The organism is Agromyces cerinus, from assembly GCF_016907835.1.
GTDB classification, from domain to species: Bacteria; Actinomycetota; Actinomycetes; order Actinomycetales; family Microbacteriaceae; genus Agromyces; species Agromyces nitratus.
In genome coordinates, this window is record NZ_JAFBCT010000001.1 from 1,998,170 (window position 1) to 2,023,110 (window position 24,941).

27 protein-coding genes are annotated in these 24,941 nt (G+C 69.1%); 8 read left to right on the forward strand and 19 right to left on the reverse strand.

The window, feature by feature from the left end; genetic code table 11:
* Positions 1-18 precede the first annotated feature (18 nt).
* Entirely contained in the window at positions 19-1,059 is a 1,041-nt protein-coding gene (locus tag JOE59_RS09255; protein ID WP_204460025.1) for an FHA domain-containing protein, read from the reverse strand.
* 224 nt (positions 1,060-1,283) lie between these two features.
* Between JOE59_RS09255 and JOE59_RS09260 the strand changes: the two genes are divergently transcribed.
* From JOE59_RS09260 to JOE59_RS09270, 3 genes are read left to right on the forward strand one after another with little or no spacing between them, the layout of a single operon-like run.
* Entirely contained in the window at positions 1,284-1,766 is a 483-nt protein-coding gene (locus JOE59_RS09260; protein WP_204460027.1) for an Lrp/AsnC family transcriptional regulator, read from the forward strand.
* 32 nt (positions 1,767-1,798) lie between these two features.
* Positions 1,799-3,187: an aspartate aminotransferase family protein gene (locus JOE59_RS09265; RefSeq protein WP_374191122.1), complete on the forward strand. Its 1,389-nt coding sequence runs from the start codon at positions 1,799-1,801 to the stop codon at positions 3,185-3,187.
* Positions 3,187-4,638 carry an NAD(P)/FAD-dependent oxidoreductase gene (locus JOE59_RS09270; protein WP_204460032.1) on the forward strand — a complete coding sequence of 484 codons (1,452 nt, stop codon included), beginning with the start codon at positions 3,187-3,189 and terminating at the stop codon, positions 4,636-4,638. Before JOE59_RS09265 ends, JOE59_RS09270 begins: the two co-directional genes overlap by 1 nt.
* Here JOE59_RS09270 and JOE59_RS09275 read toward each other — a convergent pair.
* Entirely contained in the window at positions 4,625-5,866 is a 1,242-nt protein-coding gene (locus tag JOE59_RS09275; protein ID WP_204460034.1) for a DUF4192 domain-containing protein, read from the reverse strand. The genes JOE59_RS09270 and JOE59_RS09275 overlap by 14 nt on opposite strands.
* A gap of 92 nt (positions 5,867-5,958) precedes the next feature.
* Here JOE59_RS09275 and JOE59_RS09280 point away from each other — a divergent pair, with 92 nt between their 5' ends.
* Both JOE59_RS09280 and JOE59_RS09285 read left to right on the forward strand, forming a co-directional pair.
* Positions 5,959-6,450 (forward strand): methylated-DNA--[protein]-cysteine S-methyltransferase, encoded by a 492-nt coding sequence (locus JOE59_RS09280; RefSeq protein ID WP_204460035.1) that lies wholly within the window; start codon positions 5,959-5,961, stop codon positions 6,448-6,450.
* Between the two features lie 5 nt (positions 6,451-6,455).
* On the forward strand, positions 6,456-7,046 hold the full coding sequence (locus JOE59_RS09285; protein WP_204463331.1) for a DNA-3-methyladenine glycosylase I: 591 nt from the start codon (positions 6,456-6,458) through the stop codon (positions 7,044-7,046).
* A 24-nt stretch (positions 7,047-7,070) separates the two neighbouring features.
* Here the strand turns inward: JOE59_RS09285 and JOE59_RS09290 are convergent, their stop codons facing one another.
* The 15 genes from JOE59_RS09290 to JOE59_RS09360 form a co-directional block, all read right to left on the reverse strand.
* On the reverse strand, positions 7,071-7,832 hold the full coding sequence (locus tag JOE59_RS09290) for a YaaA family protein (protein ID WP_204460036.1): 762 nt from the start codon (positions 7,830-7,832) through the stop codon (positions 7,071-7,073).
* On the reverse strand, positions 7,832-8,404 hold the full coding sequence (locus JOE59_RS09295) for a P-loop nucleotide/nucleoside kinase family protein (protein WP_204460037.1): 573 nt from the start codon (positions 8,402-8,404) through the stop codon (positions 7,832-7,834). Before JOE59_RS09295 ends, JOE59_RS09290 begins: the two co-directional genes overlap by 1 nt.
* A 10-nt stretch (positions 8,405-8,414) precedes the next feature.
* On the reverse strand, positions 8,415-8,675 hold the full coding sequence (locus JOE59_RS09300) for a F0F1 ATP synthase subunit epsilon (protein ID WP_056014040.1): 261 nt from the start codon (positions 8,673-8,675) through the stop codon (positions 8,415-8,417).
* Positions 8,676-8,677: 2 nt separating this feature from the next.
* Positions 8,678-10,141: a F0F1 ATP synthase subunit beta gene (gene atpD / locus JOE59_RS09305; protein ID WP_204460038.1), complete on the reverse strand. Its 1,464-nt coding sequence runs from the start codon at positions 10,139-10,141 to the stop codon at positions 8,678-8,680.
* Positions 10,142-10,164: 23 nt separating this feature from the next.
* Entirely contained in the window at positions 10,165-11,076 is a 912-nt protein-coding gene (locus JOE59_RS09310) for a F0F1 ATP synthase subunit gamma (RefSeq protein WP_179549664.1), read from the reverse strand.
* Between the two features lie 94 nt (positions 11,077-11,170).
* A complete protein-coding gene (atpA, locus tag JOE59_RS09315; RefSeq protein ID WP_204460039.1) occupies positions 11,171-12,811 on the reverse strand; it encodes a F0F1 ATP synthase subunit alpha in 1,641 nt (546 codons plus the stop codon).
* A gap of 77 nt (positions 12,812-12,888) precedes the next feature.
* Complete coding sequence (locus tag JOE59_RS09320; protein WP_204460041.1) at positions 12,889-13,683, reverse strand: F0F1 ATP synthase subunit delta; 795 nt, start codon at positions 13,681-13,683, stop codon at positions 12,889-12,891.
* A gap of 3 nt (positions 13,684-13,686) precedes the next feature.
* Positions 13,687-14,250 carry a F0F1 ATP synthase subunit B gene (locus JOE59_RS09325; protein WP_179549661.1) on the reverse strand — a complete coding sequence of 188 codons (564 nt, stop codon included), beginning with the start codon at positions 14,248-14,250 and terminating at the stop codon, positions 13,687-13,689.
* A 28-nt stretch (positions 14,251-14,278) separates the two neighbouring features.
* Positions 14,279-14,512, reverse strand: a complete 234-nt coding sequence (gene atpE, locus JOE59_RS09330; RefSeq protein ID WP_022888426.1) for an ATP synthase F0 subunit C — start codon at positions 14,510-14,512, stop codon at positions 14,279-14,281.
* Between the two features lie 45 nt (positions 14,513-14,557).
* Positions 14,558-15,337 carry a F0F1 ATP synthase subunit A gene (atpB, locus tag JOE59_RS09335; protein ID WP_239560178.1) on the reverse strand — a complete coding sequence of 260 codons (780 nt, stop codon included), beginning with the start codon at positions 15,335-15,337 and terminating at the stop codon, positions 14,558-14,560.
* Positions 15,338-15,518: 181 nt separating this feature from the next.
* Positions 15,519-15,995, reverse strand: a complete 477-nt coding sequence (locus JOE59_RS09340; protein ID WP_204460044.1) for a Cg1360 family ATP-synthase-associated protein — start codon at positions 15,993-15,995, stop codon at positions 15,519-15,521.
* Positions 15,992-17,317: an MraY family glycosyltransferase gene (locus JOE59_RS09345; protein WP_204460045.1), complete on the reverse strand. Its 1,326-nt coding sequence runs from the start codon at positions 17,315-17,317 to the stop codon at positions 15,992-15,994. Before JOE59_RS09345 ends, JOE59_RS09340 begins: the two co-directional genes overlap by 4 nt.
* Positions 17,314-18,177: an L-threonylcarbamoyladenylate synthase gene (locus tag JOE59_RS09350; protein WP_204460046.1), complete on the reverse strand. Its 864-nt coding sequence runs from the start codon at positions 18,175-18,177 to the stop codon at positions 17,314-17,316. Before JOE59_RS09350 ends, JOE59_RS09345 begins: the two co-directional genes overlap by 4 nt.
* Before the next feature lie 125 nt (positions 18,178-18,302).
* Complete coding sequence (locus JOE59_RS09355; RefSeq protein WP_204460047.1) at positions 18,303-19,145, reverse strand: ABC transporter permease; 843 nt, start codon at positions 19,143-19,145, stop codon at positions 18,303-18,305.
* A gap of 5 nt (positions 19,146-19,150) precedes the next feature.
* Positions 19,151-20,059 carry an ATP-binding cassette domain-containing protein gene (locus tag JOE59_RS09360; RefSeq protein ID WP_204460048.1) on the reverse strand — a complete coding sequence of 303 codons (909 nt, stop codon included), beginning with the start codon at positions 20,057-20,059 and terminating at the stop codon, positions 19,151-19,153.
* 131 nt (positions 20,060-20,190) lie between these two features.
* On the opposite strand from JOE59_RS09360, the gene JOE59_RS09365 reads away from it, so the two are divergent.
* Positions 20,191-21,198 carry a TetR/AcrR family transcriptional regulator gene (locus tag JOE59_RS09365; RefSeq protein WP_307837015.1) on the forward strand — a complete coding sequence of 336 codons (1,008 nt, stop codon included), beginning with the start codon at positions 20,191-20,193 and terminating at the stop codon, positions 21,196-21,198.
* A gap of 11 nt (positions 21,199-21,209) precedes the next feature.
* On the opposite strand, the gene prmC is transcribed toward JOE59_RS09365, so the two are convergent.
* Entirely contained in the window at positions 21,210-22,094 is an 885-nt protein-coding gene (gene prmC, locus JOE59_RS09370; protein ID WP_204460049.1) for a peptide chain release factor N(5)-glutamine methyltransferase, read from the reverse strand.
* 86 nt (positions 22,095-22,180) lie between these two features.
* On the opposite strand from prmC, the gene cysK reads away from it, so the two are divergent.
* Both cysK and epsC read left to right on the forward strand, forming a co-directional pair.
* Complete coding sequence (gene cysK / locus JOE59_RS09375) at positions 22,181-23,116, forward strand: cysteine synthase A (protein ID WP_204460051.1); 936 nt, start codon at positions 22,181-22,183, stop codon at positions 23,114-23,116.
* Between the two features lie 87 nt (positions 23,117-23,203).
* Positions 23,204-23,782: a serine O-acetyltransferase EpsC gene (gene epsC, locus JOE59_RS09380; protein ID WP_204460053.1), complete on the forward strand. Its 579-nt coding sequence runs from the start codon at positions 23,204-23,206 to the stop codon at positions 23,780-23,782.
* Positions 23,783-23,861: 79 nt separating this feature from the next.
* On the opposite strand, the gene prfA is transcribed toward epsC, so the two are convergent.
* Complete coding sequence (prfA, locus tag JOE59_RS09385) at positions 23,862-24,938, reverse strand: peptide chain release factor 1 (RefSeq protein WP_204460054.1); 1,077 nt, start codon at positions 24,936-24,938, stop codon at positions 23,862-23,864.
* Between the last annotated feature and the right edge of the window lie 3 nt (positions 24,939-24,941).

Genomic DNA, 24,941 nt, shown 5'->3' on the forward strand with positions numbered 1-24,941 from the left:
GCCTGCTGTCTGTAGGGGTCATGCGCCGGGGGAATCCTGGGCGAGGAGGATCTCGATGATCGTATCGTCTCCGAGATCGAGAGCGGTGCCCGGAAGCACCACGACCGACTCCCCCGCACGGAGCCGTCGTGCGCCGGACAGCGTGCGGAGCACCGTGCCGTTGGTCGAGTGCAGGTCGGTCGCGACGAGTCGGGTGCCGACGATGCGCAGCTCGAGGTGCGTGCCCGAGACGATCGCCGCCGGCGATTCGACCGTGAGGAGTTCGGGCGGCATGCCGCTGCCCGCGACACGCGGAGGCAGCGGCTTCCGACCGATGAGCACGGGTGCCGTGATCGTCATGGGCTGCCCGTCGCCGATGCGGAAGCGAGGACCGCTCGGTGCCGGATCCGCCGCGGCACCCGTCGGAGACGTGGGCGATCCGGTCGGCGAGGTGCCGATGTCGTCTGGCACGCGCCGCACCTGCCGCGGGGTGATGACCGTGTCGGCGACGGACGCTCCGAGGTCCGCCTCCCGCTGGCGGGGCGCGAGCAATGTGTCGGCGTCGAGCCAGGGCGTGGGAGCAGGGGCATCCGCCGGACTGCCGGCCGCCGTCCACCCGACCGAGGAGGCTCGCAGGCTCGCCCGTCGAGGCACCACGGGTTCGCCAGCGGTCTGCTCGCGTTCGAGCGGCGTTGCGGCGTCGGTGATGCGCAGCGCCACCACGTCGTCGAAGTCTGCGAGGTGCCACGGACGGATGCCGCGCGCGTCGAACCTGCGGCTGCCGCCCGGTGAGGCGAGGTCGACGACCGCGTCGCCGCGAACGACGGCGGTCACGCTCGTCACCGCCTCCTCCGCCCACCAGACGAGACCGAACGACTCCACCGGGTCGACGCGGCCCGACGGCACCAGCCCCACGAGCGTCTCGAGCGCGAGTCGACCGTCGCTCGCCGCTTCGGAGAGCGCGTTCAGCACCGCTTCGGGAGCGGGTGCGGCGACCGCGGCGATGAACCGGTCTCCCACGATCACATCCCACGCGGGGGCACCGGCCGACGCCGAACTCGAGACAGCGCCTGAGACCATGCGGACATTCTGGCACCGTGCGGGGTCTGCGCACGAGGGGTCGTGCCTGGTCGTCCATCCTGAATTCGTGGACGCCGGATACCGGGCCACGACGGGGCTGCGCAGCATCGGCGCCTCCGCGATCCGCAGCCCAAACCAGGCTATTGCTGTGGATTCAGTCGATTTTGCGCCGATATTCAACGGAATCGCTTGCACGGGGCATTCGTCACTGTCACAATCGTGGCATGACGAACAACGGGCGTTCCTCGCAGCCCCGACCCGTGCAGCTCGACGACGTCTCGAAGGCGATCATCGAACAGCTGCAGGCCGATGGGCGGCGCTCGTACGCCGATGTCGGCAAGGCCGTCGGCCTGTCGGAAGCCGCCGTGCGCCAGCGCGTGCAGCGGCTCACGGAGTCGGGTGTGATGCAGATCGTGGCCGTGACCGACCCGATGCAGCTCGGATTCACCACGCAGGCGATGATCGGCATCCGCACCGCGGGTGACACCCGCGTGCTGGCCGCTCGCCTCGCCGAGATCCCCGAGATCGACTACGTCGTGCTCACCGCGGGCAGCTTCGACGTGATGGCCGAGGTCGTCTGCGAGAACGATGACGAGCTGCTCGAACTCCTGAACACGCGGATCCGCGTGATCGAGGGCGTGCAGTCGACCGAGACGTTCGTCTACCTGAAGCTCCAGAAGCAGTTCTACAACTGGGGCACCCGCTGAGTCAGCGGGTGCTCATCGAGAAAGGGATGGCAATGACCGACACGGTCTACGACAACGACGTGCTGCAGCAGAAGGCGAAGGATCATCTCTGGATGCACTTCTCCCGGCAGTCCACCATGGAGACGTCGGGGGTGCCGATCATCACCCGCGGTCAGGGCCACCACATCTACGACGTCCAGGGCCGGGAGTACTTCGACGGTCTGGCCGGTCTCTTCGTCGTGAACGCGGGCCACGGGCGCGCGCGGCTCGCCGAGGTCGCCGCCAAGCAGGCAGAGCAGCTCGCCTTCTTCCCGATCTGGTCGTACGCCCACCCCTCGGCGATCGAGCTCGCCGACCGACTGGCGGGCTACGCACCCGGCGACCTGAACCGGGTCTTCTTCTCGACGGGCGGCGGTGAAGCCGTCGAGACGGCCTTCAAGCTCGCCAAGTACTACTGGAAGCTCCAGGGCCGGCCGACGAAGCACAAGGTGATCTCCCGCTCGGTCGCCTACCACGGCACCCCTCAGGGCGCCCTCGCGATCACCGGCATCCCCGGCATGAAGGAGATGTTCGAGCCGGTCACCCCCGGCGGCTTCCGCGTGCCGAACACGAACTTCTACCGCGCCGCCGAGATGGGCGCCCCGGCCGACGACCTCGAGGCCTTCGGTCTCTGGGCGGCGAACCGCATCGAGGAGATGATCCTCTTCGAGGGCCCCGAGACGGTCGCCGCCGTGTTCCTCGAGCCGGTGCAGAACTCCGGCGGCTGCTTCCCGCCGCCCCCCGGCTACTTCAAGCGCGTGCGCGAGATCTGCGACCAGTACGACGTGCTCCTCGTCTCCGACGAGGTCATCTGCGCCTTCGGCCGCCTCGGCCACATGTTCGCGTGCGACGCCTACGGTTACGTGCCCGACATGATCACGTGCGCGAAGGCCATGACCTCGGGCTACTCCCCCATCGGCGCGACGATCGTCTCCGAGAAGATCTACGCCCCGTTCGCCGAGGGCAACACGTCGTTCTACCACGGCTACACGTTCGGCGGTCACCCCGTGTCGGCCGCAGTGGCACTCGAGAACCTCGACATCTTCGAGGAGGAGAAGCTGAACGAACGAGTTCTCGAGAACTCGCCGCTGTTCCGTGCCGAGCTCGAGAAGCTGCTCGACCTGCCGATCGTCGGCGACGTGCGCGGCGACGGCTACTTCTTCGGCATCGAACTCGTGAAGGACAAGGAGACGCGCGAGACCTTCGACGACGACGAGTCCGAGCGCCTGCTCCGCGGGTTCCTGTCGAAGGCGCTCTTCGACGCGGGTCTCTACTGCCGCGCCGACGACCGCGGCGATCCCGTGATCCAGCTGGCGCCGCCGCTCACGATCGGCCCGGCGGAGTTCGCCGAGATCGAGCAGAAGCTGCGCGGTGTGCTGACCGAAGCCTCCAACCGGCTCTGATGGCGGGGGCTCGCCCGACGGTGACGGATGCCTCACCGGATTCGTCCCGTCGGGTGAGCTTCTGGCTCGACGACCTGGTCGTGCGCGGGCTCGACGATCTCCGCCCGCGCACCGCCCTCGCTTCGAGCGCCCGGTTCGACGTCTGCCTGATCGGCGGCGGACTCACGGCCCTCTGGACCGCCTACGCTCTGGTGCAGGCGGATCCGACCCTGCGCATCGCCGTGCTCGAGCGCGAGTTCTCGGGATTCGGGGCGTCCGGCCGAAATGGCGGCTGGTGCTCGGCGTTGTTCCCGCAGTCGGCCGCATCGATCGAACGTGATCACGGTTACGACCAGGCGGTGGCGATGCGACGTGCGATGCTCGACACCGTCGACGAGGTCGGCCGCATCACCGCACGCGAGGGCATCGACTGCGACTTCGTGAAGGGCGGCACCGTCACCTTCGCACGGAGTGATTCGCAGCGCGAACTCGCCGCCGCCGAGGTCGACGACGCACGCCGGTTCGGGGTCGACGCGCTCGAGTACCGGGAAGCGCACGTCGTCGCGGCGACGTACGGTGCGACCGGTCTCGACGGCCGGGCACCCGACGCGGTCTTCGATCCGTCGTGCGCACGGGTGCACCCGGCGAAGCTCGTGCGCGGCCTCGCCCGTGTCGTCGAGGAGCTCGGCGTCTCGGTGTTCGAGCAGACCGAGGTCGTCGACTGGTCGGCGGGCAGGGTGCGGTTCCGCACGCTCGACGGCAACGACGCCGAGGGCACGGTCTCGGCGCGACACGTGATCGTCGCGACCGAGGGGTACGGCGCGAGCCTGCCGCGTGTGCGCCGGCGCATCCTCCCCCTCTACTCCCTCATGATCGCCACCGAACCGCTCGCCGACGAGGTCTGGGACGAGATCGGCCTCGCGCACGGCACGACGTTCAGCGACTTCCGCCACCTGCTCGTCTACGGACAGCGCACGGCCGACAACAGGTTCGCCTTCGGCGGCCGTGGCGCGAGCTATCACTGGGGCAGCGCGCTGCATCCCGCGTTCGAACAGGCGGAGGCCGTCTTCAGCCGGCTGCGCGCCGCACTGTTCGAGCTCTTCCCCGCGATCGCCGGCACCCGCATCACCCATCGTTGGGGCGGCCCGCTCGGCGTCGCACGCGACTGGAACGCGACCGCGAGCTACAACCCGAAGACCGGCGTGGGGTTCGCCGGCGCGTATGTCGGCGATGGCCTCTCGACCACGAATCTCGCCGGCCGAACCATGTCCGACCTCGTGCGCGGCGTGCAGAGCAACCTGACCGCCCTCCCGTGGGTGAATCACCGGTCGCCGCTGTGGGAGCCGGAGCCGCTTCGGTACCTCGGTGCGAACCTCGGCGTGCTCGGCATGCGATTCTCCGACGCGGAGGAACGGCTCACCGGCCGGACGTCGCTGCTCGCCCGTGCCGTCGGCGGGCTCACCGGCCACTGAACGCCCACTCGGGCAGCGTGCCGCTGCCGACGAGTGCGCCGAGCAGACCAGCCATCGAGTGATCGGGATCGATCTCCAGGGCCCGATCGAGGTACGCCCCGGCCGCCGAGCCCCTGCCGAGCGACCACGCGAGCCATGCGGCGATGCAGAGCGGGCCGACGCGATGGGTCGTCGGGGCGTTCGCGACCAGCTGGCGCAGCAGCGCGAGCGCCCGCTCGACCCGACGGGCATCGGGGCGCAACTGCGACTGGCCGACCATGAGCCGGGAGAGCATGTCGCTCACCTCGCCGGTCGCACCGGTCGCCGACTCCCGCACGACGAGACGCTCGACGGTCTCGTCGTGCTCGGCCGCGCGCTCGGCCGTGGCGACCGCGTCATCGTGCGCCGCCTCGCCGATCAGCGCGCCGAACCCGATCTGCAGCATCATGGCATCGCGCACGGCGGGAACGGACGAGAGGTGCAGGAACCACGCGAGGCGGAGCGGCGGATGCGTGCCGTCGCGAACGAGCAGCGTCTCGACGAGTGCGACCGGATCGGCGTTCTCCCCCAGTCGCCTCAGCGCGTCTTCGCGCCCGTCGCCGGTGAGCTCGGCGAGCGATTCAGCGAGTCGAGCGGCGCCGTCGGGCTCGGGCTCGGGCAGGTCCGCGCTCGCGGCCGGCGACGAGGCCACCGACTCCCCCGCGCCGGCGGCGAGGCGCGTCACGGGGCTCTCGTCGATGAGGGCGAGCGGATGCCCCGTGGCCGGCGTCTGCGGATCGAGCAGCGACCCCCATCCGTCGGATGCCCGGCACAGTGCATCGCGCACGAGGAATCCGGCCTCCTCGGCGCGGGCGGTGAGCATTCCGAGCAGCGATCGCCCCGGAATCCCCCGGCCCGCGCCGAATCGCGCCTCGGTGTACACGATCGGCACGACTGCGTCGACGCCTCGCATCCGGCAGAGCGTGCCGATGACCATGGCGGCGAGCGCTTCGCGATCGCGCGCCCGTCGCGGGAGGTCGAACCGCAGCACGCCGGCCGTGCGGTTGCCGCTGAACGCCACGCAGAGGAGCGACCGTTGGGGCTGGAACCCGGCCAGCGCCGGGACGAGGGCGAGGAAGTCGTGCGCCGCTTCGGCGCGGATGATGGTCGTCATGCGCCGAGCCTCGCCTGCTGCCGCGCTTCCGGCGGCGCCGGTCTCGGATCCGTATCCGATCGAGACGAGATCGCCGATGTGGAGGACGGGTCCCACCGACTCCTCCTCCACAGCGCGCGGTCGGGAGCAGGTTCCGCGATGTCCGATTCCCGCGAGCCGGTGTCGGACGCCGCGGTTACGCTCGGAACATGACGAACGTGTATCTCATCCGCCTCGACAGCCCGATCGGGCGTCTCGAACTCGTCGCCGACGACGAGGCCGTCACGAGCCTCTCCATCGAGAGCGGCGGCGTGCTTCCCCACGACGACACGCCCGAACGCCCCAACGATGTGCTCCGCGCGGCTCGCGAACAGCTCGACGAGTACTTCGCGGGGCAGCGCCTCGACTTCGACGTTCCGGTGCGACTCACCGGCACCCCCTTCCAGCAGGCCGTCTGGGCCGAGCTCGAGCGACTGCGCTGGGGTGAGGCCACCTCGTACGGCGCACTCGCGGCCGCAGTCGGCAAGCCGGGGTCCGCCAGGGCCATCGGCGGCGCGGTCGGCGCGAACCCCGTGCCGATCATCGTGGGCTGCCACCGCGTGCTCGCGAGCGACGGGCGCATCACCGGGTACTCCGGCGGCGAGGGCGTTCCCACCAAACTCTGGCTGCTCGGCCACGAGCAGATCGGCTTCGCCGCGTGAGCGTCATTCCCAGACCCGAGATCGTCGTCGGCGACGACGGACTCGCCCGATGCGGGTGGGGCGCCACCGACCCCGAGTACCGCCGGTACCACGACGAGGAGTGGGGCACGCCGCAGCACGATCCGGTGCGGCTCTTCGAGAAGGTCTGCCTCGAGGGATTCCAGGCGGGTCTGTCGTGGATCACGATCCTTCGGCGTCGTCCGGCCTTCCGCGAGGTCTTCCACGGCTTCGATGCCGAACGTGTCGCCGCCATGACCGACGACGACGTCTCGCGCCTGCTCGGCGATGAGCGCATCATCCGTCACCGGGGCAAGATCGAGGCGACGATCCAGAACGCCCGTGCCACGCTCGAACTCGACCTGCCCATCGACGAGCTGTTGTGGAGCTTCGCACCCGCGCGGCGCGGGGTGGCGCCGGCCACGTTCGCCGAGGTGCCGGCGACGACGCAGGAGTCAGCGGCGATGAGCAAGGAGCTGCGCCGTCGCGGATTCCGCTTCGTCGGGCCGACGACGATGTACGCGCTCATGCAGGCGGCCGGCATGGTCGACGACCACCTGGCCGCGTGCCACCGATCGGCGAGTGCAGTCGCCGCGTGAGCTCTCCCGCGGCCGAAGCCTCGGTCAGGCGACGAGTTCGAGTTCGCGAACGCCCGCGCCGACTCGCTCCGAGCTGAGCGAGAGCGAGAAGCCGGCCTCGTGCGCCCAGTCGATCAGCTCCTCGATCGAGGCGAGCTGCGGCTGCGCGGTCAGCACGGCGCGGGTGAAGAGCCCCTTCGCGCGCTTGTTGAAGTGGTTCAGCGCGCGCTTCCGGCCGGCACCGTCGACGGAGACGACCCGCACGAACGCCGCTTCGGTGTGCGCGGGAACGGGTCCGAGTTCGACGTACGCCTCGGAGCGGAGGTCGAGCAGCAGACCGCCGGCCGCCTCGAGTGCCGCCGTGATCGGTTCCCGCCACAGCGCCTTCATCCGCACGCCCGGCAGGCGCGAATCGTGCGAGAGCCGGTACGCCGGAATCACGTCCATCGCCCCGAGCAGACCGAACAGTGCTGAGTGCACGACCACGTGCTCCGCGGCGTAGGCGCGAGCACCGGCATCGAGTGTCGGGGCGTCCAGCGCATCGAAGAGCACGCCCGTGTACCGGTCGAGCACGGGCATCGTGTGCGAGTCGAGCAGGTGCCGGTTCCGCTCGACCTCGTGCGCCTGCCGAGGTCCGAGCTTCAACGCCCGCATCATCTCGGCGGGGTCGTGCGCGAGCGCGACAACGGCTGCGGTCGTCTCAGCCCGAACCGGGGTGAGCGAGCCGAACGAGAGCGCGCGCAGATCGAGCGCGACGTCGACGCCGCCGTCGCGCTTGGTCTCGGACGGCGGAAGCAGCAGCCGCACTACGAGCCGATGAAGGCGAGTGCGGCGTCGACGTTCGACCCGAGCGACTCGATGCTGTCGATCGTCACTCGCGGCAGCGCCGACGACGGGCCGGTCCAGGCCGCATACCCCTCGAGGCTCTGCTCGACGGCGCGCCAGGTGGTCTCCTCGAGGTGCGGGAGCTTGCGCTCGCGCTTCTCGAGGCGGGCGCGGTGCAACTCCTCATCGGAGCACACGACCTCGATCACCCGCAGGCGCACTTCGGCACGCTCCGCGAGGTCGCGCCACTGCAGGCGCGCAGCCTCACCGGCGTTGACCGCGTCGACGATCACCGTGCGTCCCGAGTCGAGCTCCTTCTCGGCGATCTCCTCGGCTACGAGGTATGCCGCGAGACCGGTCGGCTGGTCGGCTTCGATGCCGGCCCGCAGGATCGCAGACTCGATCGGGTCGACTGACACGACCGTGGCGCCGAGGCGGGCGCCGACGATCTCTCCGATCGTCGACTTTCCCGCACCCGGCAACCCGGCCATGACGATGAGCTGGGTGACACTCAGGTCACCGAACTGGCGTTCGATCGGCTGCTCCCCCTGCATCCGGCACTCCTCAGACGAGTTCGGCGCGGGACGCGACGACCTGCACCGCATTCGCCTGCACCGACAGGAATCCATCGTCGGCGTTGGCGGTGATCTTCTCACCGCCGGGCAGGGTGACCCGCACCTCGCCGCCGGCGAGGATCGCGAGCATCGGCTCGTGACCCGGCAGAATGCCGATCTCGCCTTCGACGGTGCGCGCCACCACCATGGTCGCCTCGCCCGACCAGACCTGCTGGTCGGCCGAGACGACACTCACGTTGAGGCTGGCCATGCTCAGCCGTTCTCCTTCTGGATCTGAGCCCACTTCTCTTCGACGTCGGAGATGCCACCGACGTTGAAGAAGGCCTGCTCGGCCACGTGGTCGAACTCGCCCTTGGCGATCGCGTCGAAGGACTCGATCGTGTCCTTGAGCGGAACGGTCGAACCCTCGACACCGGTGAACTTCTTCGCCATGTAGGTGTTCTGCGAGAGGAACTGCTCGATACGGCGCGCGCGCGACACCGTGATCTTGTCTTCCTCGGAGAGCTCGTCGACACCGAGGATGGCGATGATCTCCTGCAGTTCCTTGTTCTTCTGGAGGATCTGCTTGACCGTGGTGGCGACGCGGTAGTGGTCCTCGCCCAGGTAACGGGGGTCGAGGATGCGCGACGTCGAGGTCAGCGGGTCGACGGCCGGGTAGAGGCCCTTCGACGCGATTGCGCGGGAGAGCTCGGTCGTGGCGTCGAGGTGCGCGAACGTCGTGGCCGGGGCCGGGTCGGTGTAGTCGTCGGCGGGGACGTAGATCGCCTGCAGCGAGGTGATCGAGTGTCCACGCGTCGAGGTGATGCGCTCCTGCAGAACGCCCATCTCGTCGGCGAGGTTCGGCTGGTAGCCCACGGCCGACGGCATGCGGCCGAGGAGCGTCGAGACCTCGGAACCGGCCTGCGTGAAGCGGAAGATGTTGTCGATGAAGAGCAGCACGTCCTGCTTCTGCACATCGCGGAAGTACTCCGCCATGGTCAGGGCCGACAGCGCCACGCGAAGACGCGTTCCCGGCGGCTCGTCCATCTGGCCGAAGACGAGGGCGGTCTTGTCGAAGACGCCCGCCTCCTCCATCTCGTGGATGAGGTCGTTGCCCTCACGGGTGCGCTCGCCGACACCGGCGAACACCGACACACCACCGTGGTCCTGCGCGACGCGCTGGATCATCTCCTGGATGAGGACGGTCTTGCCGACACCTGCACCACCGAAGAGGCCGATCTTTCCACCCTGCACGTACGGCGTGAGGAGGTCGATGACCTTGATGCCGGTCTCGAACATCGAGGTCTTCGACTCGAGCTGGTCGAAGGCCGGAGCCTTGCGGTGGATCGGCCAGCGCTCGGTGATCTCGATCTGCTCGCCGGGCTCTGCGTTCAGCACCTCGCCGATGACGTTGAAGACCTTGCCCTTGGTGACGTCGCCGACGGGCACCGAGATCGATGCGCCGGTGTCGGAGACCTCCTGGCCGCGGACGAGGCCATCGGTCGGGTTCAAGGCGATCGCGCGGACCAGGTCGTCACCGAGGTGCTGTGCGACCTCGAGGGTCAGCACCGTGGTGTTGCCGTCGATCGTGATCTCGGTCTTCAGCGCGTTGTAGATCGGGGGGATCGAGTCGTGCGGGAACTCGATGTCGACGACGGGGCCGGTGACCCGGGCGACGCGGCCGACGGCGCCGGCCACAGGCGCGGCCGCGGCCGGGGCGGTAGCGGTGTCAGTCATGTGTTCTCTCTCTTCGTAAGGGGCTACTTGGCGGACGACAGCGCGTCAGCGCCGCCCACGATCTCGGAAATCTGCTGGGTGATCTCGGACTGGCGCGCATTGTTCGCCAGACGCGTGTAGTCGGTGATGAGCTTGTCGGCGTTGTCGCTGGCCGACTTCATCGCCTTCTGCGTCGCGGCGTGCTTGGCCGCCGACGACTGCAGCATCGCGTTGTAGATGCGGCTCTCGATGTAGACCGGCAGGAGTCCGTCGAGGACGGTCTCCGCGTCGGGCTCGAACTCGTAGAGCGGGAAGACCTCGTGCTTCGTCGAGGAGGCCTCGGGGGCCTCATCGCTCTCGACGACCTCGAGCGGGAGCAGGCGGGTGACCACCGGAACCTGCGTGATGCGGCTCACGAAGCGGTTGTAGACGATGTGGATCTCATCGACGCCGCCGTCGCCCGCGTCCCGGAGGAACGCCTCGAGCACCGCGTCGGCGATCTCCTTCGCCGTGTCGAAGTCGGGGTTGTCGGTGCCGCCGATCCAGCTGCGCTCGAAGGCGCGGTGCCGGAAGTTGAAGTACCCGACGGACTTGCGACCGACGAGGAAGTACTCGACCGACTTGCCCTGGCTCTTCAGGAGCTCGGTGAGCTCCTCTGCTTCGCGCAGCACCTGCGAGTTGAAGGCGCCGGCGAGGCCGCGGTCCGACGTGAAGATCACGATCGCGGCGCGATCGATGCGCTCCGGCTCGGTCGTCAGCACGTGAGCCACGTTCGAGTAGCTCGCAACGGCCGAGACTGCCCGAGTGATGGCGGTCGAATACGGCTCCGACGCCGCAACGCGCGCCTGAGCCTTCTGGATCCGCGAGGCGGAGATGAGCTCCATCGCCCGCGTGATCTTCTTGGTCGTCTGGGCAGATTTGATCTTCTGCCGGTAGACCCGAAGCTGCGCTCCCATGTTTCTCCTGTGTCCTGTCTTCCTGGTACTGAGGCTCTCGACTCGACCCCGTGAGGTCAGTTCCCGTCGAGAGCCTCAGGGAACCTCGGAATGACTAGCGGCGACCCTTGACGATCTTCTCCTGGACGACCTCTTCTGCAGCGATCGCCTCGAACTGCTCGGAACCGACCGAGGCGAGCGGCTTGCCCTCACCCGTCTGGAACTCGAGCTTGAACGTGTCGACTGCCGTCGCGAGTTCGGCCGCGGTCTCGTCGGAGAGCACGTTGGTCTCGCGCAGCGAGTTCAGCACCTCGGTGTTGCGAGCGAGGAAGTCGTGCAGCTCGCTCTCGAAACGGAGGATGTCTTCGACGGGAACCTCATCGAGCTTGCCGTTGGTGCCGGCCCAGATCGAGACGACCTGCTTCTCGACCGACATCGGCGAGTACTGCGGCTGCTTCAGCAGCTCGGTGAGGCGTGCTCCTCGGGCGAGCTGACGGCGGCTGGCCGCGTCGAGGTCGGATGCGAACATCGCGAAGGCCTCGAGCGAGCGGTACTGCGCGAGCTCGAGCTTCAGCGTGCCGGAGACCTTCTTGATCGACTTGACCTGTGCGTCACCGCCGACTCGGGAGACCGAGATGCCGACGTCGACAGCGGGGCGCTGGTTCGAGTTGAACAGGTCGGACTGGAGGAAGATCTGGCCGTCGGTGATCGAGATCACGTTGGTCGGGATGTACGCCGAGACGTCGTTGGCCTTGGTCTCGATGATCGGCAGACCCGTCATCGAGCCGGCGCCGAGCTCATCGGAGAGCTTCGCGCAACGCTCGAGCAGACGCGAGTGCAGGTAGAAGACGTCACCGGGGTACGCCTCGCGTCCCGGCGGACGACGCAGGAGCAGCGACACGGCACGGTAGGCCTCGGCCTGCTTCGACAGGTCGTCGAAGATGATGAGGACGTGCTTGGAGTCGTACATCCAGTGCTGGCCGATGGCCGACCCGGTGTACGGTGCGAGGTACTTGAAGCCGGCCGGGTCGGAGGCGGGAGCGGCGACGATCGTCGTGTACTCCATGGCTCCGGCGTCTTCGAGGGCGCCCTTCACCGAGGCGATCGTCGAGCCCTTCTGGCCGACGGCGACGTAGATGCAGCGAACCTGCTTCGACGGGTCGCCGGTCTCCCAGTTGGCCTTCTGGTTGATGATCGTGTCGATCGCGATGGCCGTCTTGCCGGTCTGGCGGTCGCCGATGATGAGCTGGCGCTGGCCGCGGCCGACGGGGATCATCGCGTCGATGGCCTTGATGCCGGTCTGCAGCGGCTCGTGCACCGACTTGCGCTGCATGACGCCGGGCGCCTGCAGCTCGAGGGCACGACGGCCCTCGAGGCCGGTGATCTCGCCGAGGCCGTCGATCGGGTGGCCGAGCGGGTCGACGACACGGCCGAGGTAGCCCTCGCCGACGGGAACGGAGAGGACCTCGCCAGTGCGGGTCACCTCCATGCCCTCTTCGATGCCGGTGAACTCGCCGAGCACGACGACGCCGATCTCGTCTTCGTCGAGGTTCTGCGCGAGACCGAGCGTGCCGTCCGCGAAGCGGATCAGCTCGTTCGCCATGACCGAGGGAAGACCTTCGACGTGCGCGATGCCGTCGCCGGCGTCGGTGACGTACCCGACCTCGGTCTTCTCCGCCTGTCCCGGCTCGTACGACGAGACGAACTCCGAGAGAGCCGAACGGATCTCGTCGGGGCTGATGGTGAGTTCTGCCATTGTCTTTTCCCTTTTTCTGTACCGGTTGTACAGCTACTGGTGTGTCACGGCGCGAGCGCCGGTCGTTTCAACCGGCGTCAGCCGGCAAGCTTCTGCCGCAGCGAACTGAGGCGCGAGGCGACGCTGCCGTCGATGACGTCGTCGCCGATCTGCACGCGGATCCCGCCGAGCACGGCAGGATCGACGATGGTGTCGAAGCGGACACGGCGGCCCGCCTGGACCGCGAGGCCCTGCTCGAGCCGGCCCAGCTGGGCGGCGGTGAGCGGAACGGCGCTCGTGACCGTCGCGATGTCGAATCCGCGCTGGTCTGCGACGACGGATGCCCCGTGGCGGAGCAGCTCGCCGATGCGGCGGCCGCGAGGCTGCTGCACGAGGTGCCGAACGATGACGACGGTCTGCGGCGATGCCTTGCCTTCGAGGAGCCGGTCGACGATCTGCGTCTTGGCGACGGTCTCGCCGAGCTTCGACCCGAGCGCGAGCTCGAGCTCGGCGTCGCTCGCGACCGCCCGCTCGAACGCGAGCAGCTCGGCGTCGAGGTCGACGTCGTCGGAAGCGGAGTCCGCGGCGACGCGGATGCCGATCTCTTCGATGCCGGCGAGGAAGTCGTCGCCCGACGACCACCGGCGCGAAGCCGCGCTCACGAGGAGCGAGGCGGCCTCGGCCGGGATGCGGGCGCCGAACACGGCCTCGACGAGCGCGCGCTTCTGCGCGACGTCGGCCTCGGTGTCGATGAGAGCCGTGCGCAGGTGCGCGGACTCGCCGATGACTCGGCCTGCGGCGAGGAGGGCCTCGGCAACCGGAAGGTCGGCTCGGCCGAGCTCCGCGAGCGCGGCCTTCGAGCCGGCCAGGGCCTCTCTCGTAGCGCTACCCATGGACTACTTCTTCCCTCCGGCGGTGGCCTCGGAGGCCTCCAGTTCGGCGAGGAAGCGGTCGACGACCGCAGTCGCCTTCGCGTCGTCGGAGAGCGACTCGCCGATGACCCCGGAAGCGAGGTCGATGGCCAGCGTGCCCACCTCGGAGCGGAGCGTGACGAGTGCCGTCTGGCGCTCCGCCTCGATCTGCGCCTGTGCGCTCGCGGTGACGCGAGCAGCCTCGACGGTGGCGGCGTCCTTCGCCTCGGCGACGATCTTCTTGCCGTCATCGCGAGCCGTCTCGCGGATGCGACCGGCTTCGGTGCGCGCGTCGGCGAGCTGGGCGGTGTACTCCTCGAGAGCCGCCTCGGCCTTGCGCTGCGCCTCGTCGGCCTTCGCGATGTTGCCCTCGATCGCCTCGCCCCGCTCATCGAGCAGCTTCTGCACGCGCGGCAGCACGTACTTCCAGAAGAAGATGAGGATGATGACGAAGCAGACCGACGACCAGATGATGTCGTACCACTCCGGAATCACCGGGCTGTGGGTCTCGCCACCCTCGGTTGCAGCGCTCAGTACTGCTTGAAGCACGTTGGCCTCCTCAGTTGGGGCGGGTGGATCAGACGAAGATGAAGTAGGTGGCGATGCCGATGAAGGCGAGCGCCTCGGTGAAGGCGATACCGATCCACATCAGGACCTGGAGGCGGCCGGCCAGCTCGGGCTGGCGGGCGACGCCCTCGATCGTCTTGCCGACGACGATGCCGACGCCGATGGCCGGGCCGATGGCGGCGAGGCCGTAGCCGACCGTCGCGATGTTGCCGTTGATCTCAGCGAGAACGGTGGTTGCGTCCACGTTGGGTTTCCTTTCCTAGGGAATGTTCTGGGCGGATGCCCGGGCTCAGTGCTCTTCTGCGACCGCGAGCTGGATGTAGACCGCGGTGAGAAGTGCGAAGACGTACGCCTGCAGGACGGCGACGAGGACCTCGAACAGCGTGAACGCGAGGCCGAAGGCCAGCGTTCCGACACCGAGCAGGGTCCACCAGCCGCTCATCTGCACGACGAAGAACTGCGTCGCCGCGAAGAAGAGCACCAGCAGGAGGTGGCCGACGATCATGTTCATCATGAGTCGGAGCGTGAGGGTGATCGGACGGATGATGAACGTCGAGATGAACTCGATCGGCGTGACGATGATGTACACCGGCCACGGCACACCCGAGGGGAAGAGCGAGTTCTTGAAGAAGTTCTTGGGGCTCTTCTTGACACCCGCGTAGATGAAGGTGACGTACGCGACGATCGCGAGCACGAGCGGCACGCCGATGACGGAGGTGCCGGCGATGTTCAGGAACGGGATGACACCTGTCAGGTTCATGAACAGGATCATGAAGAACATGGTCGTGAGGATCGGCAGGAACCGCTTGCCGTCCTTCTTGCCGAGCAGGTCGTCGGCGATGTTGACGCGCACCATGTCGAGACCCATCTCGACGAGGCTCTGGAAGCGCCCGGGCACGATGCTCATGCGACGGGTGCCGAGCCAGAACACGAGCAGCAGCGCGATGACCGCGACGTAGCGGACGAGGATGATGCGGTTGATCTCGAAGGGGGTGTCTTCGAAGAGCAGCGGCCCGGGGAAGAATTCGTCGATCGACGGCCCGTGGAAGCCACCATCGTCGGTTGACATCGGAACCAGCAGGTTCAGAGCGTTAGCTAGCAGCGCTTTCTCCTGTTTCGGGGCGTGGAGCTCGGCTCTCGCGGCGACGAACATGGACCTCGGCAGCCCGTGCGCGAGCAGGGCAGAACCGTGGGGGGATCCCCATTACTCTAGCAATACTTCGGGCTGTCGACGAATCGCCGAGACGGCCTCACTCTTCAGTCGGCGCCTTGGGCAGCTCGACGTCGCTGACGTACGGCAGGCGCGACTTCGCGACGACGATGACATCGACGGCGAGCGACGCGAGCACGCCCGCGACGAGGCTGAGGAAGAGCGCCGTCGTGTTCAGCCACTCTGCGTCGCGCAGCACCACGACGAGCACGATGAAGACGATGAACTTCAGGATCCAGCCGCCCAGCACGATGCCGAAGAACGCTCCGACGAACAGGTCGCTCGAGGCGAAGCGGTTGGCCGCGAGGATGCTCGCCGCCGTGATGCCCATGAAGACCACGGCCATGAGCGTGCCGATGAGGGCGCCCAGCAGGCCTGGCACGCCGGCGAGCACGTAGCCGAGGATCGCGCCGACGACCAGGATCACCCCGGCGAGCACACCGCCCCAGACGAGCGCCCTTCGCAGTACGGGGTTCGAGGTCGGCGTGCGGTCGGCTTCGGGTCGTGCGTCGTTCATCGTGCTCCAGTTTCGGGGTCGCCGGATTCTACCGAGCCGTCCTGAGCGGACGCCGGGCGGCCCCCGTCGGCTGCAGCGGCGCCGTCCTGAGCCTGTCGAAGGGATGCCTCGACGCCCGCGAGCTCGTCGAGCCCTGCGACTTCCGCTTCGGGGATCTCGTCGACCGCCACCGCCTCGGCGGCGACGGTGAGGCGCTTGCGGCGGCCGAGCGGGGCGAGCGTGATCACGGCGCAGATGACGAAGCCGATGAACAGCGCGAGGAGCGCCCAGAGGGAGGAGATCTTGAAGTAGACCGGGAAGACGTAGGTGAGGAGGCATCCGATCGATGCGACCGCGGTCCAGCCGTAGAGGATCAGCACCGCGTGGAGGTGCGAGTGCCCCATGTCGAGCAAGCGGTGGTGGAGGTGCTTGCGGTCGGCCGAGAACGGCGACTTGCCGGCGCGCAGGCGCCGCATGACCGCGAGCCCGAAGTCGAGCAGCGGGATCACGAGCACCGCGAACGGCAGCAGGATCGGGATGAACGCCGCCACGAACTGGTTGAGACCGACGCCCGTCGGGTTCAGCTGGCCGGTGACCGCGACGGCGGAGGTCGCCATGAGGAGCCCGATGAGCAGGGCGCCGGCATCGCCCATGAAGAGCTTCGCGGGGTGCCAGTTGAGCGGCAGGAACCCGGCGCACGCGCCGACCAGGATGATGGCCACGAGCGAGGCGAGGTTGAAGTAGTTCGTCGGCGACGTCTGCTGCACGAGCAGGTACGAGTACAGGAAGAACACGCCGTTCGCGATGAGGGCGACGCCGGCGACGAGCCCGTCGAGCCCGTCGATGAAGTTCACGGCGTTCATCACGAGCACGATGACGAAGACGGTGATGATCGCGAACATCCACGACGAGCCGACCGTGATGCCGGCGATCGGCAGCGACACGATCGAGACGCCCTGCCAGGTGATGAGCCCGGCGGCGAGGAACTGGGCGGCGAGCTTCGTCGTCCAGTCGAGGTCCCAGATGTCGTCGGCGACGCCGACGATGACGATGAGGAGCGCGGCGCCGAGGATCGCGAGGATCTGGCCCGGGTTCTGGAAGACGATCGCGATGTTCGAGAACCGTGAGGAGCCGAGCGTGGAGACGAACGCCGCGGCGCCGAATGCGATGAGGATGCCGACGAACATCGCGACGCCGCCGAGGCGCGGCGTCGGCCGCGTGTGCACGTCGCGCTCGCGGATCTTCGGGTAGAGCTTGTACTTCAGGCTCAGCTTCCAGACGATGATCGATCCGCCGAAGGTGACGAGCGCCGTCAGCAGGGCGATGGCCAGGAAGAGGGTCATGAGGCGGCAGCGTCCCCGTCGTCGGCGGAGGTCGCGGGCTCGGCGGAGGTCGCGGGCTCGGCAGCGGAGGCCGCTGGCCCCGCCTCGGCCGGCTGTTCGGCGGCGGTTGCTGCGGGTGCGACGGGCTCAGGCTCAGGCTCTGCCTCGAGGGCGGGCTCCGCCGCGCGCTCGGGCTCGAGGAGGTCCTCCCCCACGACGGCCGCGATGCGCTCCCGCGAGATCACTCCGGCGCGCACGATGCGGAGCCGTCCGCCTTCGCGGGCGAGGCCCGTCGCATCGACGATGGTCGAGGAGGTGTCGCCCTCGCGTTCGCCGATGGCCTCGTACGAGCCGCCGGCCGGGCCGCCGTCGAGGTAGACGCTGACCGCGTCGCCGAGCATCTCCGAGGCGTCCGCCGCCGTGGTGGCGGACGGCTCGCCCGAGAGGTTCGCCGACGACACCGCGAGCGGACCCGTCTCGGCGAGGAGTTCGAGGGCGATGGGGTTCGCCGGCATGCGGAGCGCGACCGTGCCGCGCGTCTCGCCGAGGTCCCACTGCAGCGAGGGCTGCGCGTGCAGGATGACGGTCAGCCCCCCGGGCCAGAACTCGCCGACGAGCTCGCGCACGGCCGGCGGCACCTCGCTCGCGAGGGCGTCGAGGGTCGGGATGCCGGGGATGAGCACGGGAGGGGGCGACGTGCGGTCGCGCCCCTTCGCGTCGAGCAGCCGGGAGACGGCCTTCGGGGCGAACGCGTCGGCCGCGACCCCGTAGACCGTGTCGGTGGGGATGACGACGAGCTCTCCGCGCCCGATGGCGCTTCGAGCGAGGCGCATGCCGGTGAGGAGCTCTGAGTCGACCGAACAGTCGTAGATGGCAGTCATGACCTGCCGATTCTAGACCAGCGCCCCGATGCGGAACCTCGACGGGCAGCGGCGCCGTCCTGAGCCTGTCGAAGGGATGCCGCGGCGCAGGCGTGCGCCGCGGCATCCGCTGCCGTTCGACGGGCTCAGCGGCGGCCCGCCCTGCGACGGAACAGCCAGCCGCCCCAGACGACCGAGACCACGACGATGCCGACGCACCAGCCGATCGCCCACCATGCCGAGTCGCCGATCGGCGTACCCATGAGCAGGCCGCGGATCGTCTCGATGACCGGGGTGATCGGCTGGTTCTCGGCGATCCACTGCAGCCATTCGGGCATCGTCTCGACGGGCACGAACGCGCTCGAGAGGTAGGGCAGGAACAGCAGGATGAAACCGTAGCCGCTCGCCGCCTCGGGGCTCGACGCCGCAAGGCCGATCGCCGCGAAGAGGTAGGTGATCGCGAGGATGTAGAGGGCCACGAGGCCGAACACGGCGAGCCACTCGAGCGGCGTCGCGCTCGGCCGGAAGCCCACGAGGAGCGCCACCGCGATGACGACCCCCGTCGCCACGAGGTTGCGGGCGAGGCTCGCCACCACGTGCCCGGTGGTGACGGCGCCGCTCCGCAGCGGCATGGTGCGGAAGCGGTCGATGATGCCCGTCGTCATGTCGCGGGAGACCGAGATAGCCGTCGACGACGCGCCGAACCCCGCGCAGAGCAGGATGATGCCGGGCACGACGTAGTCGACGTAGCCGCCCGACGGGTCGATGGCGTTGCCGAAGATGAAGGTGAACATCAGCATGAGCATCGTCGGCAGCAGTACCGCCATGAGCATGGCGTCGATGTCGCGCACCGAGTGGCGGAAGCTGCGCGCGATGAACGTCGACTCGGCCGTGAAGGGGCCGAGCTTCGCTCGGGCGGGCGCGGGGGCGATGCCGGCGCCCGCACCCCTCGAGGCGGATGTCGTGGTGGCGGTCGTCAGGGTGGTCATGATGGTCACTTCGATTCGATGAGGTCGGGGGCGGATGCCGCTGCGCCTGCAGTGATCGCGAGGAACACGTCGTCGAGGCTCGGGCGGCGGATGGACACCTGCGACCCCTCGGCGGCGGAGACCGGCGAGTGGTCGAGCAGGTCGATGGCGGCGCGCAGTCCGTGCACGCTGCCGTCGGTCGGCAGTTCGAGCAGCAGCTCGCCGTCGGCGCCGCGGAGTTCGACGACATCGCCGCCGATGCGCGCCTTCAGCTCGTCGGCGGTGCCCTCTGCGGCGATGCGGCCCCGGTCGAGCACGGCGATGCGGTCGGCGAGCCGGTCGGCCTCCTCGAGGTACTGCGTCGTGAGGAAGACCGTCGTGCCGGCCTCGGTCAGCGAGCGGATGACGTTCCAGAGCTCCTGGCGGCTGCGCGTGTCGAGGCCGGTGGTCGGCTCGTCGAGGAACAGGATCGGCACGTCGACGACGAGGCTGAGGGCGAGGTCGAGACGTCGGCGCATGCCGCCCGAGTACGTGCCGAGGCGTCGGCGCGCGGCATCCGTCAGATCGAACCGTTCGAGCAGCTCGGCGGCGCGATCCCGTGCCTGCTGGCGGCCGAGACCCGAGAGCCGGCCCATCATGACGAGGTTCTCGGTGCCGGTGAGCACCTCGTCGACGGCCGCCGACTGGCCGGTGAGGGCGATGCGCTGCTTCACCTCCTCGGGTGACGCTGCGACGTCGAATCCCGCGACCCGCGCGATGCCGGCATCGGGCTTCACGAGCGTCGTGAGGATGTTGATGGTGGTCGTCTTGCCGGCGCCGTTCGGGCCGAGCAGGGCGAACACCGAGCCCGCGGGCACGCTGAGGTCGAGGCCGGCGAGCACTTCGGTCGCCCCGAACCGCTTCCTGAGCCCGTGCGTGTCGATCGCGACTGACATGGATCTCTCCTGTTCTCTCGTCTGCGGCCCATGCTTATGCGTATGGCGCAAACTGTTTACGTGATGCACTGTTGTTTAAGTAATACACAGTTCTAGACTGTCGTCAACACCTTCTCGAGAACGGACCCCCTGTGAGCCCTGAGCGTGTGAGCCCCGAGCGACGCGATCCCGAACTCCCCCGAGGGGTGGCCCTCGCGTGGGGCGTCGCGGCGAACCCGCAACGCGGGCCCAAGCGGGAGCTCTCGATCGAGCGCATCGTCGACGCCGCCATCGAGATCGCCGACGCCGAGGGCATCGGGGCGGTGTCGATGAGCCGGGTCGCCGCGTCGCTCGGCTTCACGACGATGTCGCTCTACCGGTACGTGACCAGCAAGGACGACCTGATCCTGCTCATGCAGGAGGGTGCGGTCACGCCGCCCGTGCCCGACGAGACGGTCGAACGCGGATGGCGCGCCGGCGTCACTGCGTGGGTGCTCGCGATGCGCGCCGCCTACCGCGAGCACCCCTGGCTCGTCGACATCCCGATCTCGGGTGCGCCGATCACGCCCAACAGCCTGCTCATCGTCGACTGGTTCCTGCGCGAGGTGCGCGCACTCCCCCTCAGCGACGGCGAGAAGATGTCGACCCTGCTGCTGCTCACGAGCTACGCGCGCGCCACCGGCGCGCAGGAACGCGACATCGGCGCCGCCGCAGCAGCAGCGGCAGACCCGGCGGATGTCACCGGTGCGAACTACTTCGAGGCGCTCGCCGAGCTCGTGACCCCCGAACGGTTCCCATACCTGAGCCCGCTCCTCGCCGCAGGCGGCTACGTGGCGGAACCCGGCACCGACCCCGACGACAGCGACGACGACTTCTCATTCGGGCTGCAGCGCATCCTCGACGGCATCGAGTACCACGTGGGCCGGGTCGATTCGGGCGCCGGCGCCGTCGCCGCGGAGCCGCTGCCTCCCGCGCTCGAACTGCCCCGCGACAAGCAGGTGCGCGAGGCGGCGAAGGCCCGACGCGAGGCCGAGAAGGCGTTGCGCGAGGCGCAGAAGCGCGAACGCGAGGCGATCAAGCACGCGCTCGAACGCGAGAAGCACGCGCTCGAGCGTGAGCAGCTCGCTCGCGAGAAGGCGGAGCGGGCGAAGAAGGAGTAGCGCCCGGGCGCTCAGCGCACCGCCGAAGTCGCCCGATCGCGGGTCGTGAGGTCGCGGTGGTGCGCGATCGCCCGCCAGCCGTCGGCGGCGAGGATCGCGGCGATCGCCGCCGACTGCTCCTCGCCGTGTTCGATCACGAGCGCGCCGCCCGGACGCAGCAGGGCGAGCGCGCGCCGGGAGAGCACGCGAACCACATCGAGCCCGTCGGCGCCGCCGTAGAGCGCCAGCTCGGGGTCGTGGAGGCGCACCTCGGGGTCGCGCGGCATGTCGCGGAGCGGCACATACGGCGGGTTCGAGACCACGACCGCCACCCGGCCATCGAGTTCGGGCAGGGCGTCGGCGAGGTCGCCGAAGACGAGCTCGAGATTCGGGGCGGCCACCTCGGCGACGTTGCGCCGCGTCCACACGAATGCCTCGGGCGACTTCTCGACCGCCCACACCCTCGCGTGCGGCACCTCCGTCGCGAGCGCGAGCGCGATGGCGCCGCTGCCCGTGCCGAGGTCGACGCCGATCGGCTCGGGCTCGGCTGCGGAGGTGAGCGCGTCGATCGCGAGCTGGGCGACCTGCTCGGTCTCGGGTCGCGGCACGAAGACACCCGGGCCGACCTGCAGATCGAGGTTGCGGAACGCCGCACGACCCGTGATGTGCTGCAGCGGCTCACGCAGGGCACGACGCCCGACGAGCGAGGCGAGTGCCGCGGCATCCGCTTCGCCGACCACGGCGCCGACCACTATGCGCGCCTGCACGGCGCCGCGCGAGAGGCCGAGCACGTGTCCGATCAGGAGGTCGGCATCGACCTCGGGATCGGGGACGCCGGCGGAGGCGAGTGTCGACACCGTCTCGTCTCGGAGCTCGCGCAGGGATCGCGCTCGGGCATCGGGGGTCGTCGTATCCACGCAATGGAATGTAACGCACTCGCCTCCACGGGAGCCGAAGCCTAGGCTGAGGCCGTCGTCCACCACCTGACCCGAGAGGCAAGCCCATGGCGCAGATCTACGAGAACATCACCGAGGTCGTCGGTCGCACTCCGCTCGTGCGTCTCAATCGCCTGACCGAGGGCGCGGGCGCAACGGTGCTCGCCAAGCTCGAGTTCTACAACCCCGCCGCGAGCGTCAAGGACCGCATCGGCGTCGCCATCATCGACGCGGCCGAGAAGTCGGGTGAGCTGACCCCGGGCGGCACCATCGTCGAGGGCACGAGCGGCAACACCGGCATCGCGCTCGCCCTCGTCGGCGCTGCTCGCGGCTACCGCGTGATCCTCACCATGCCCGACACGATGAGCGTCGAGCGTCGCGTGCTGCTGCGTGCCTACGGCGCCGAGATCGTGCTCACCCCCGGCTCCGAGGGAATGAAGGGCGCGGTCGCGAAGGCCAACGAGATCGTCGAGGCCACGCCCGGCGCGATCCTCGCGCGCCAGTTCGAGAACGAGGCGAACCCGGCGATCCACTACGCGACGACCGGCCCCGAGATCTGGGCCGACACCGACGGCGGCGTCGACATCCTCGTCTCCGGCATCGGCACGGGCGGCACCATCACGGGCGCCGGCCGCTACCTCAAGGAGCAGAAGCCGGGCCTCGCGGTCGTCGCCGTCGAGCCGGCCGACTCCCCCATCCTCACGCAGGGCACCCCCGGCCCCCACAAGATCCAGGGCCTCGGCGCCAACTTCGTGCCCGACGTGCTCGACCGCGAGGTCTACGACGAGGTCATCGACGTCGCCACGAGCGACGCCATCGCGACCGCACGCGCCCTCGCGACCGACGAGGCGATCCTCGGCGGCATCTCCTCGGGCGCAGCCGTCTGGGCCGCCCTCGAGGTCGCGAAGCGCCCCGAGAACGACGGCAAGACCATCGTCGTCATCGTGCCCGACTTCGGCGAGCGGTACGTCTCGACCGTGCTCTACGAAGACCTGCGCGACTGAGCGACCGCGAGCGCCCGGCGCAGCGTCGACGACGCTGTCCGGGCGCTCGGTGCATCCGATCGACGTACGGACTGATTGACTATCGACGTGACCTTCTTCCGAGCACTCCGCGAGGACATCGCGACGGCGCGCGCGCACGACCCCGCCTCCCGCGGAAACGTCGAGGTGTTCCTCGCGTACTCCGGCCTGCACGCCATCTGGGGCTACCGGCTCGCGCACGTGCTCTGGCGCAGCGGGCTGCGTCTGCCCGCTCGTCTCGTCTCGCAGATCGTGCGCTTCCTCACCGGCGTCGAGATCCACCCCGGCGCCACCATCGGCCGCCGGTTCTTCATCGACCACGGCATGGGCGTCGTCATCGGCGAGACGGCGATCGTCGGCGACGATGTGATGCTCTACCACGGCGTCACCCTCGGCGGGAAGGCCGCTCGCGGCGCGGACCGCGGGGCGAAGCGGCATCCGACCCTCGACGACGGGGTCACCGTCGGTGCGGGCGCGAAGGTGCTCGGCGACATCACGATCGGCGCGTGGAGTGCGATCGGCGCGAACGCCGTCGTCACGAAGGACGCGCCCGCGCATTCGCTCGTCGTCGGCATTCCCGCGACGTTCAAGCCGCTCTCGCACGAGACGGCCGACGCCGCACGCGGCATCCACGACTGGCACATCTGAGCGCTCTGGGCACTCGCGCCAGATGACGGATGCCCCGGACACTCGAGGTGTCCGGGGCATCCGTTTCGTCGTCGCTGCGCTACTGGTCGCCGAGGTGGGCGAGCCGCGCCTCTTCATCGGCCTGGATGGCCGACTCGATGATCGGTTCGAGCGCGCCGTTCATGACCTGGTCGAGGTTGTACGCCTTGTACCCGGTGCGGTGATCGGCGATGCGGTTCTCGGGGAAGTTGTACGTGCGGATGCGCTCCGAGCGGTCCATGGAGCGGATCTGCGACTTGCGGGCGTCTGACGCCGCGGCCGCGATCTCCTCCTGCTGACGCGCGAGGATGCGGGCGCGGAGCACGCGCATCGCGGCCTCACGGTTCTGCAGCTGCGACTTCTCGTTCTGCATCGACACCACGATGCCCGTGGGCAGGTGGGTGATGCGCACCGCGGAGTCGGTCGTGTTGACCGACTGGCCGCCGGGGCCCGACGACCGGTAGACGTCGATCTTCAGGTCGTTCTGGTTGATGTCGACCTCTTCGGGCTCATCGACCTCGGGGAAGACGAGCACGCCCGTCGTCGAGGTGTGGATGCGCCCCTGCGTCTCGGTGACGGGCACGCGCTGCACGCGGTGCACGCCGCCCTCGTACTTGAGGTGCGCCCAGACGCCCTGCGACGGGTCGGTCGCGTTCGACTTGATCGCCACCTGCACGTCCTTGTAGCCGCCGAGGTCGGACTCGTTCTGATCGAGGAGCTCGATCTTCCAGCCCTTCGACTGCGCGTACTGCATGTACATGCGGAGCAGGTCGCCGGCGAAGAGGGCGCTCTCGGCGCCGCCTTCCCCGCCCTTGATCTCCATGATCACGTCGCGGCCGTCGTCGGGGTCGCGCGGGATCAGGAGACGGCGGAGCCGCTCCTGCGCCGTGGCGAGACCCTCTTCGAGCGCCGGCACCTCGTCGGCGAACGCCTCGTCCTCCTTCGCGAGTTCACGCGCGGCGGCGAGGTCGTCCTGCGCCTCGAGCCACGCCGAGTGCGCGGAGACGATCCGGCTCAGCTCGGCGTAGCGCCGGTTGACCTTCTTCGCCCGCGCGGCATCGGCGTGGAGCGCCGGGTCGGCGAGCTCCTCTTGCAGCTTCGCGTGCTCGGAGAGCAGGCTCTGGACGGACTCGAACACGGA

Bases quoted from the DNA above. Each gene is read 5' to 3' on its own strand.
- JOE59_RS09255 (WP_204460025.1), bottom strand. From the start codon at position 1,059: ATGGTCTCAGGCGCTGTCTCGAGTTCGGCGTCGGCCGGTGCCCCCGCG.
- JOE59_RS09260 (WP_204460027.1), top strand. From the start codon at position 1,284: ATGACGAACAACGGGCGTTCCTCGCAGCCCCGACCCGTGCAGCTCGAC.
- JOE59_RS09265 (WP_374191122.1), top strand. From the start codon at position 1,799: ATGACCGACACGGTCTACGACAACGACGTGCTGCAGCAGAAGGCGAAG.
- JOE59_RS09270 (WP_204460032.1), top strand. From the start codon at position 3,187: ATGGCGGGGGCTCGCCCGACGGTGACGGATGCCTCACCGGATTCGTCC.
- JOE59_RS09280 (WP_204460035.1), top strand. From the start codon at position 5,959: ATGACGAACGTGTATCTCATCCGCCTCGACAGCCCGATCGGGCGTCTC.
- JOE59_RS09295 (WP_204460037.1), bottom strand. From the start codon at position 8,404: ATGCAGGGGGAGCAGCCGATCGAACGCCAGTTCGGTGACCTGAGTGTC.
- JOE59_RS09300 (WP_056014040.1), bottom strand. From the start codon at position 8,675: ATGGCCAGCCTCAACGTGAGTGTCGTCTCGGCCGACCAGCAGGTCTGG.
- atpD (WP_204460038.1), bottom strand. From the start codon at position 10,141: ATGACTGACACCGCTACCGCCCCGGCCGCGGCCGCGCCTGTGGCCGGC.
- JOE59_RS09310 (WP_179549664.1), bottom strand. From the start codon at position 11,076: ATGGGAGCGCAGCTTCGGGTCTACCGGCAGAAGATCAAATCTGCCCAG.
- atpA (WP_204460039.1), bottom strand. From the start codon at position 12,811: ATGGCAGAACTCACCATCAGCCCCGACGAGATCCGTTCGGCTCTCTCG.
- JOE59_RS09320 (WP_204460041.1), bottom strand. From the start codon at position 13,683: ATGGGTAGCGCTACGAGAGAGGCCCTGGCCGGCTCGAAGGCCGCGCTC.
- atpB (WP_239560178.1), bottom strand. From the start codon at position 15,337: ATGTCAACCGACGATGGTGGCTTCCACGGGCCGTCGATCGACGAATTC.
- JOE59_RS09340 (WP_204460044.1), bottom strand. From the start codon at position 15,995: ATGAACGACGCACGACCCGAAGCCGACCGCACGCCGACCTCGAACCCC.
- JOE59_RS09345 (WP_204460045.1), bottom strand. From the start codon at position 17,317: ATGACCCTCTTCCTGGCCATCGCCCTGCTGACGGCGCTCGTCACCTTC.
- JOE59_RS09350 (WP_204460046.1), bottom strand. From the start codon at position 18,177: ATGACTGCCATCTACGACTGTTCGGTCGACTCAGAGCTCCTCACCGGC.
- JOE59_RS09355 (WP_204460047.1), bottom strand. From the start codon at position 19,145: ATGACCACCCTGACGACCGCCACCACGACATCCGCCTCGAGGGGTGCG.
- JOE59_RS09360 (WP_204460048.1), bottom strand. From the start codon at position 20,059: ATGTCAGTCGCGATCGACACGCACGGGCTCAGGAAGCGGTTCGGGGCG.
- cysK (WP_204460051.1), top strand. From the start codon at position 22,181: ATGGCGCAGATCTACGAGAACATCACCGAGGTCGTCGGTCGCACTCCG.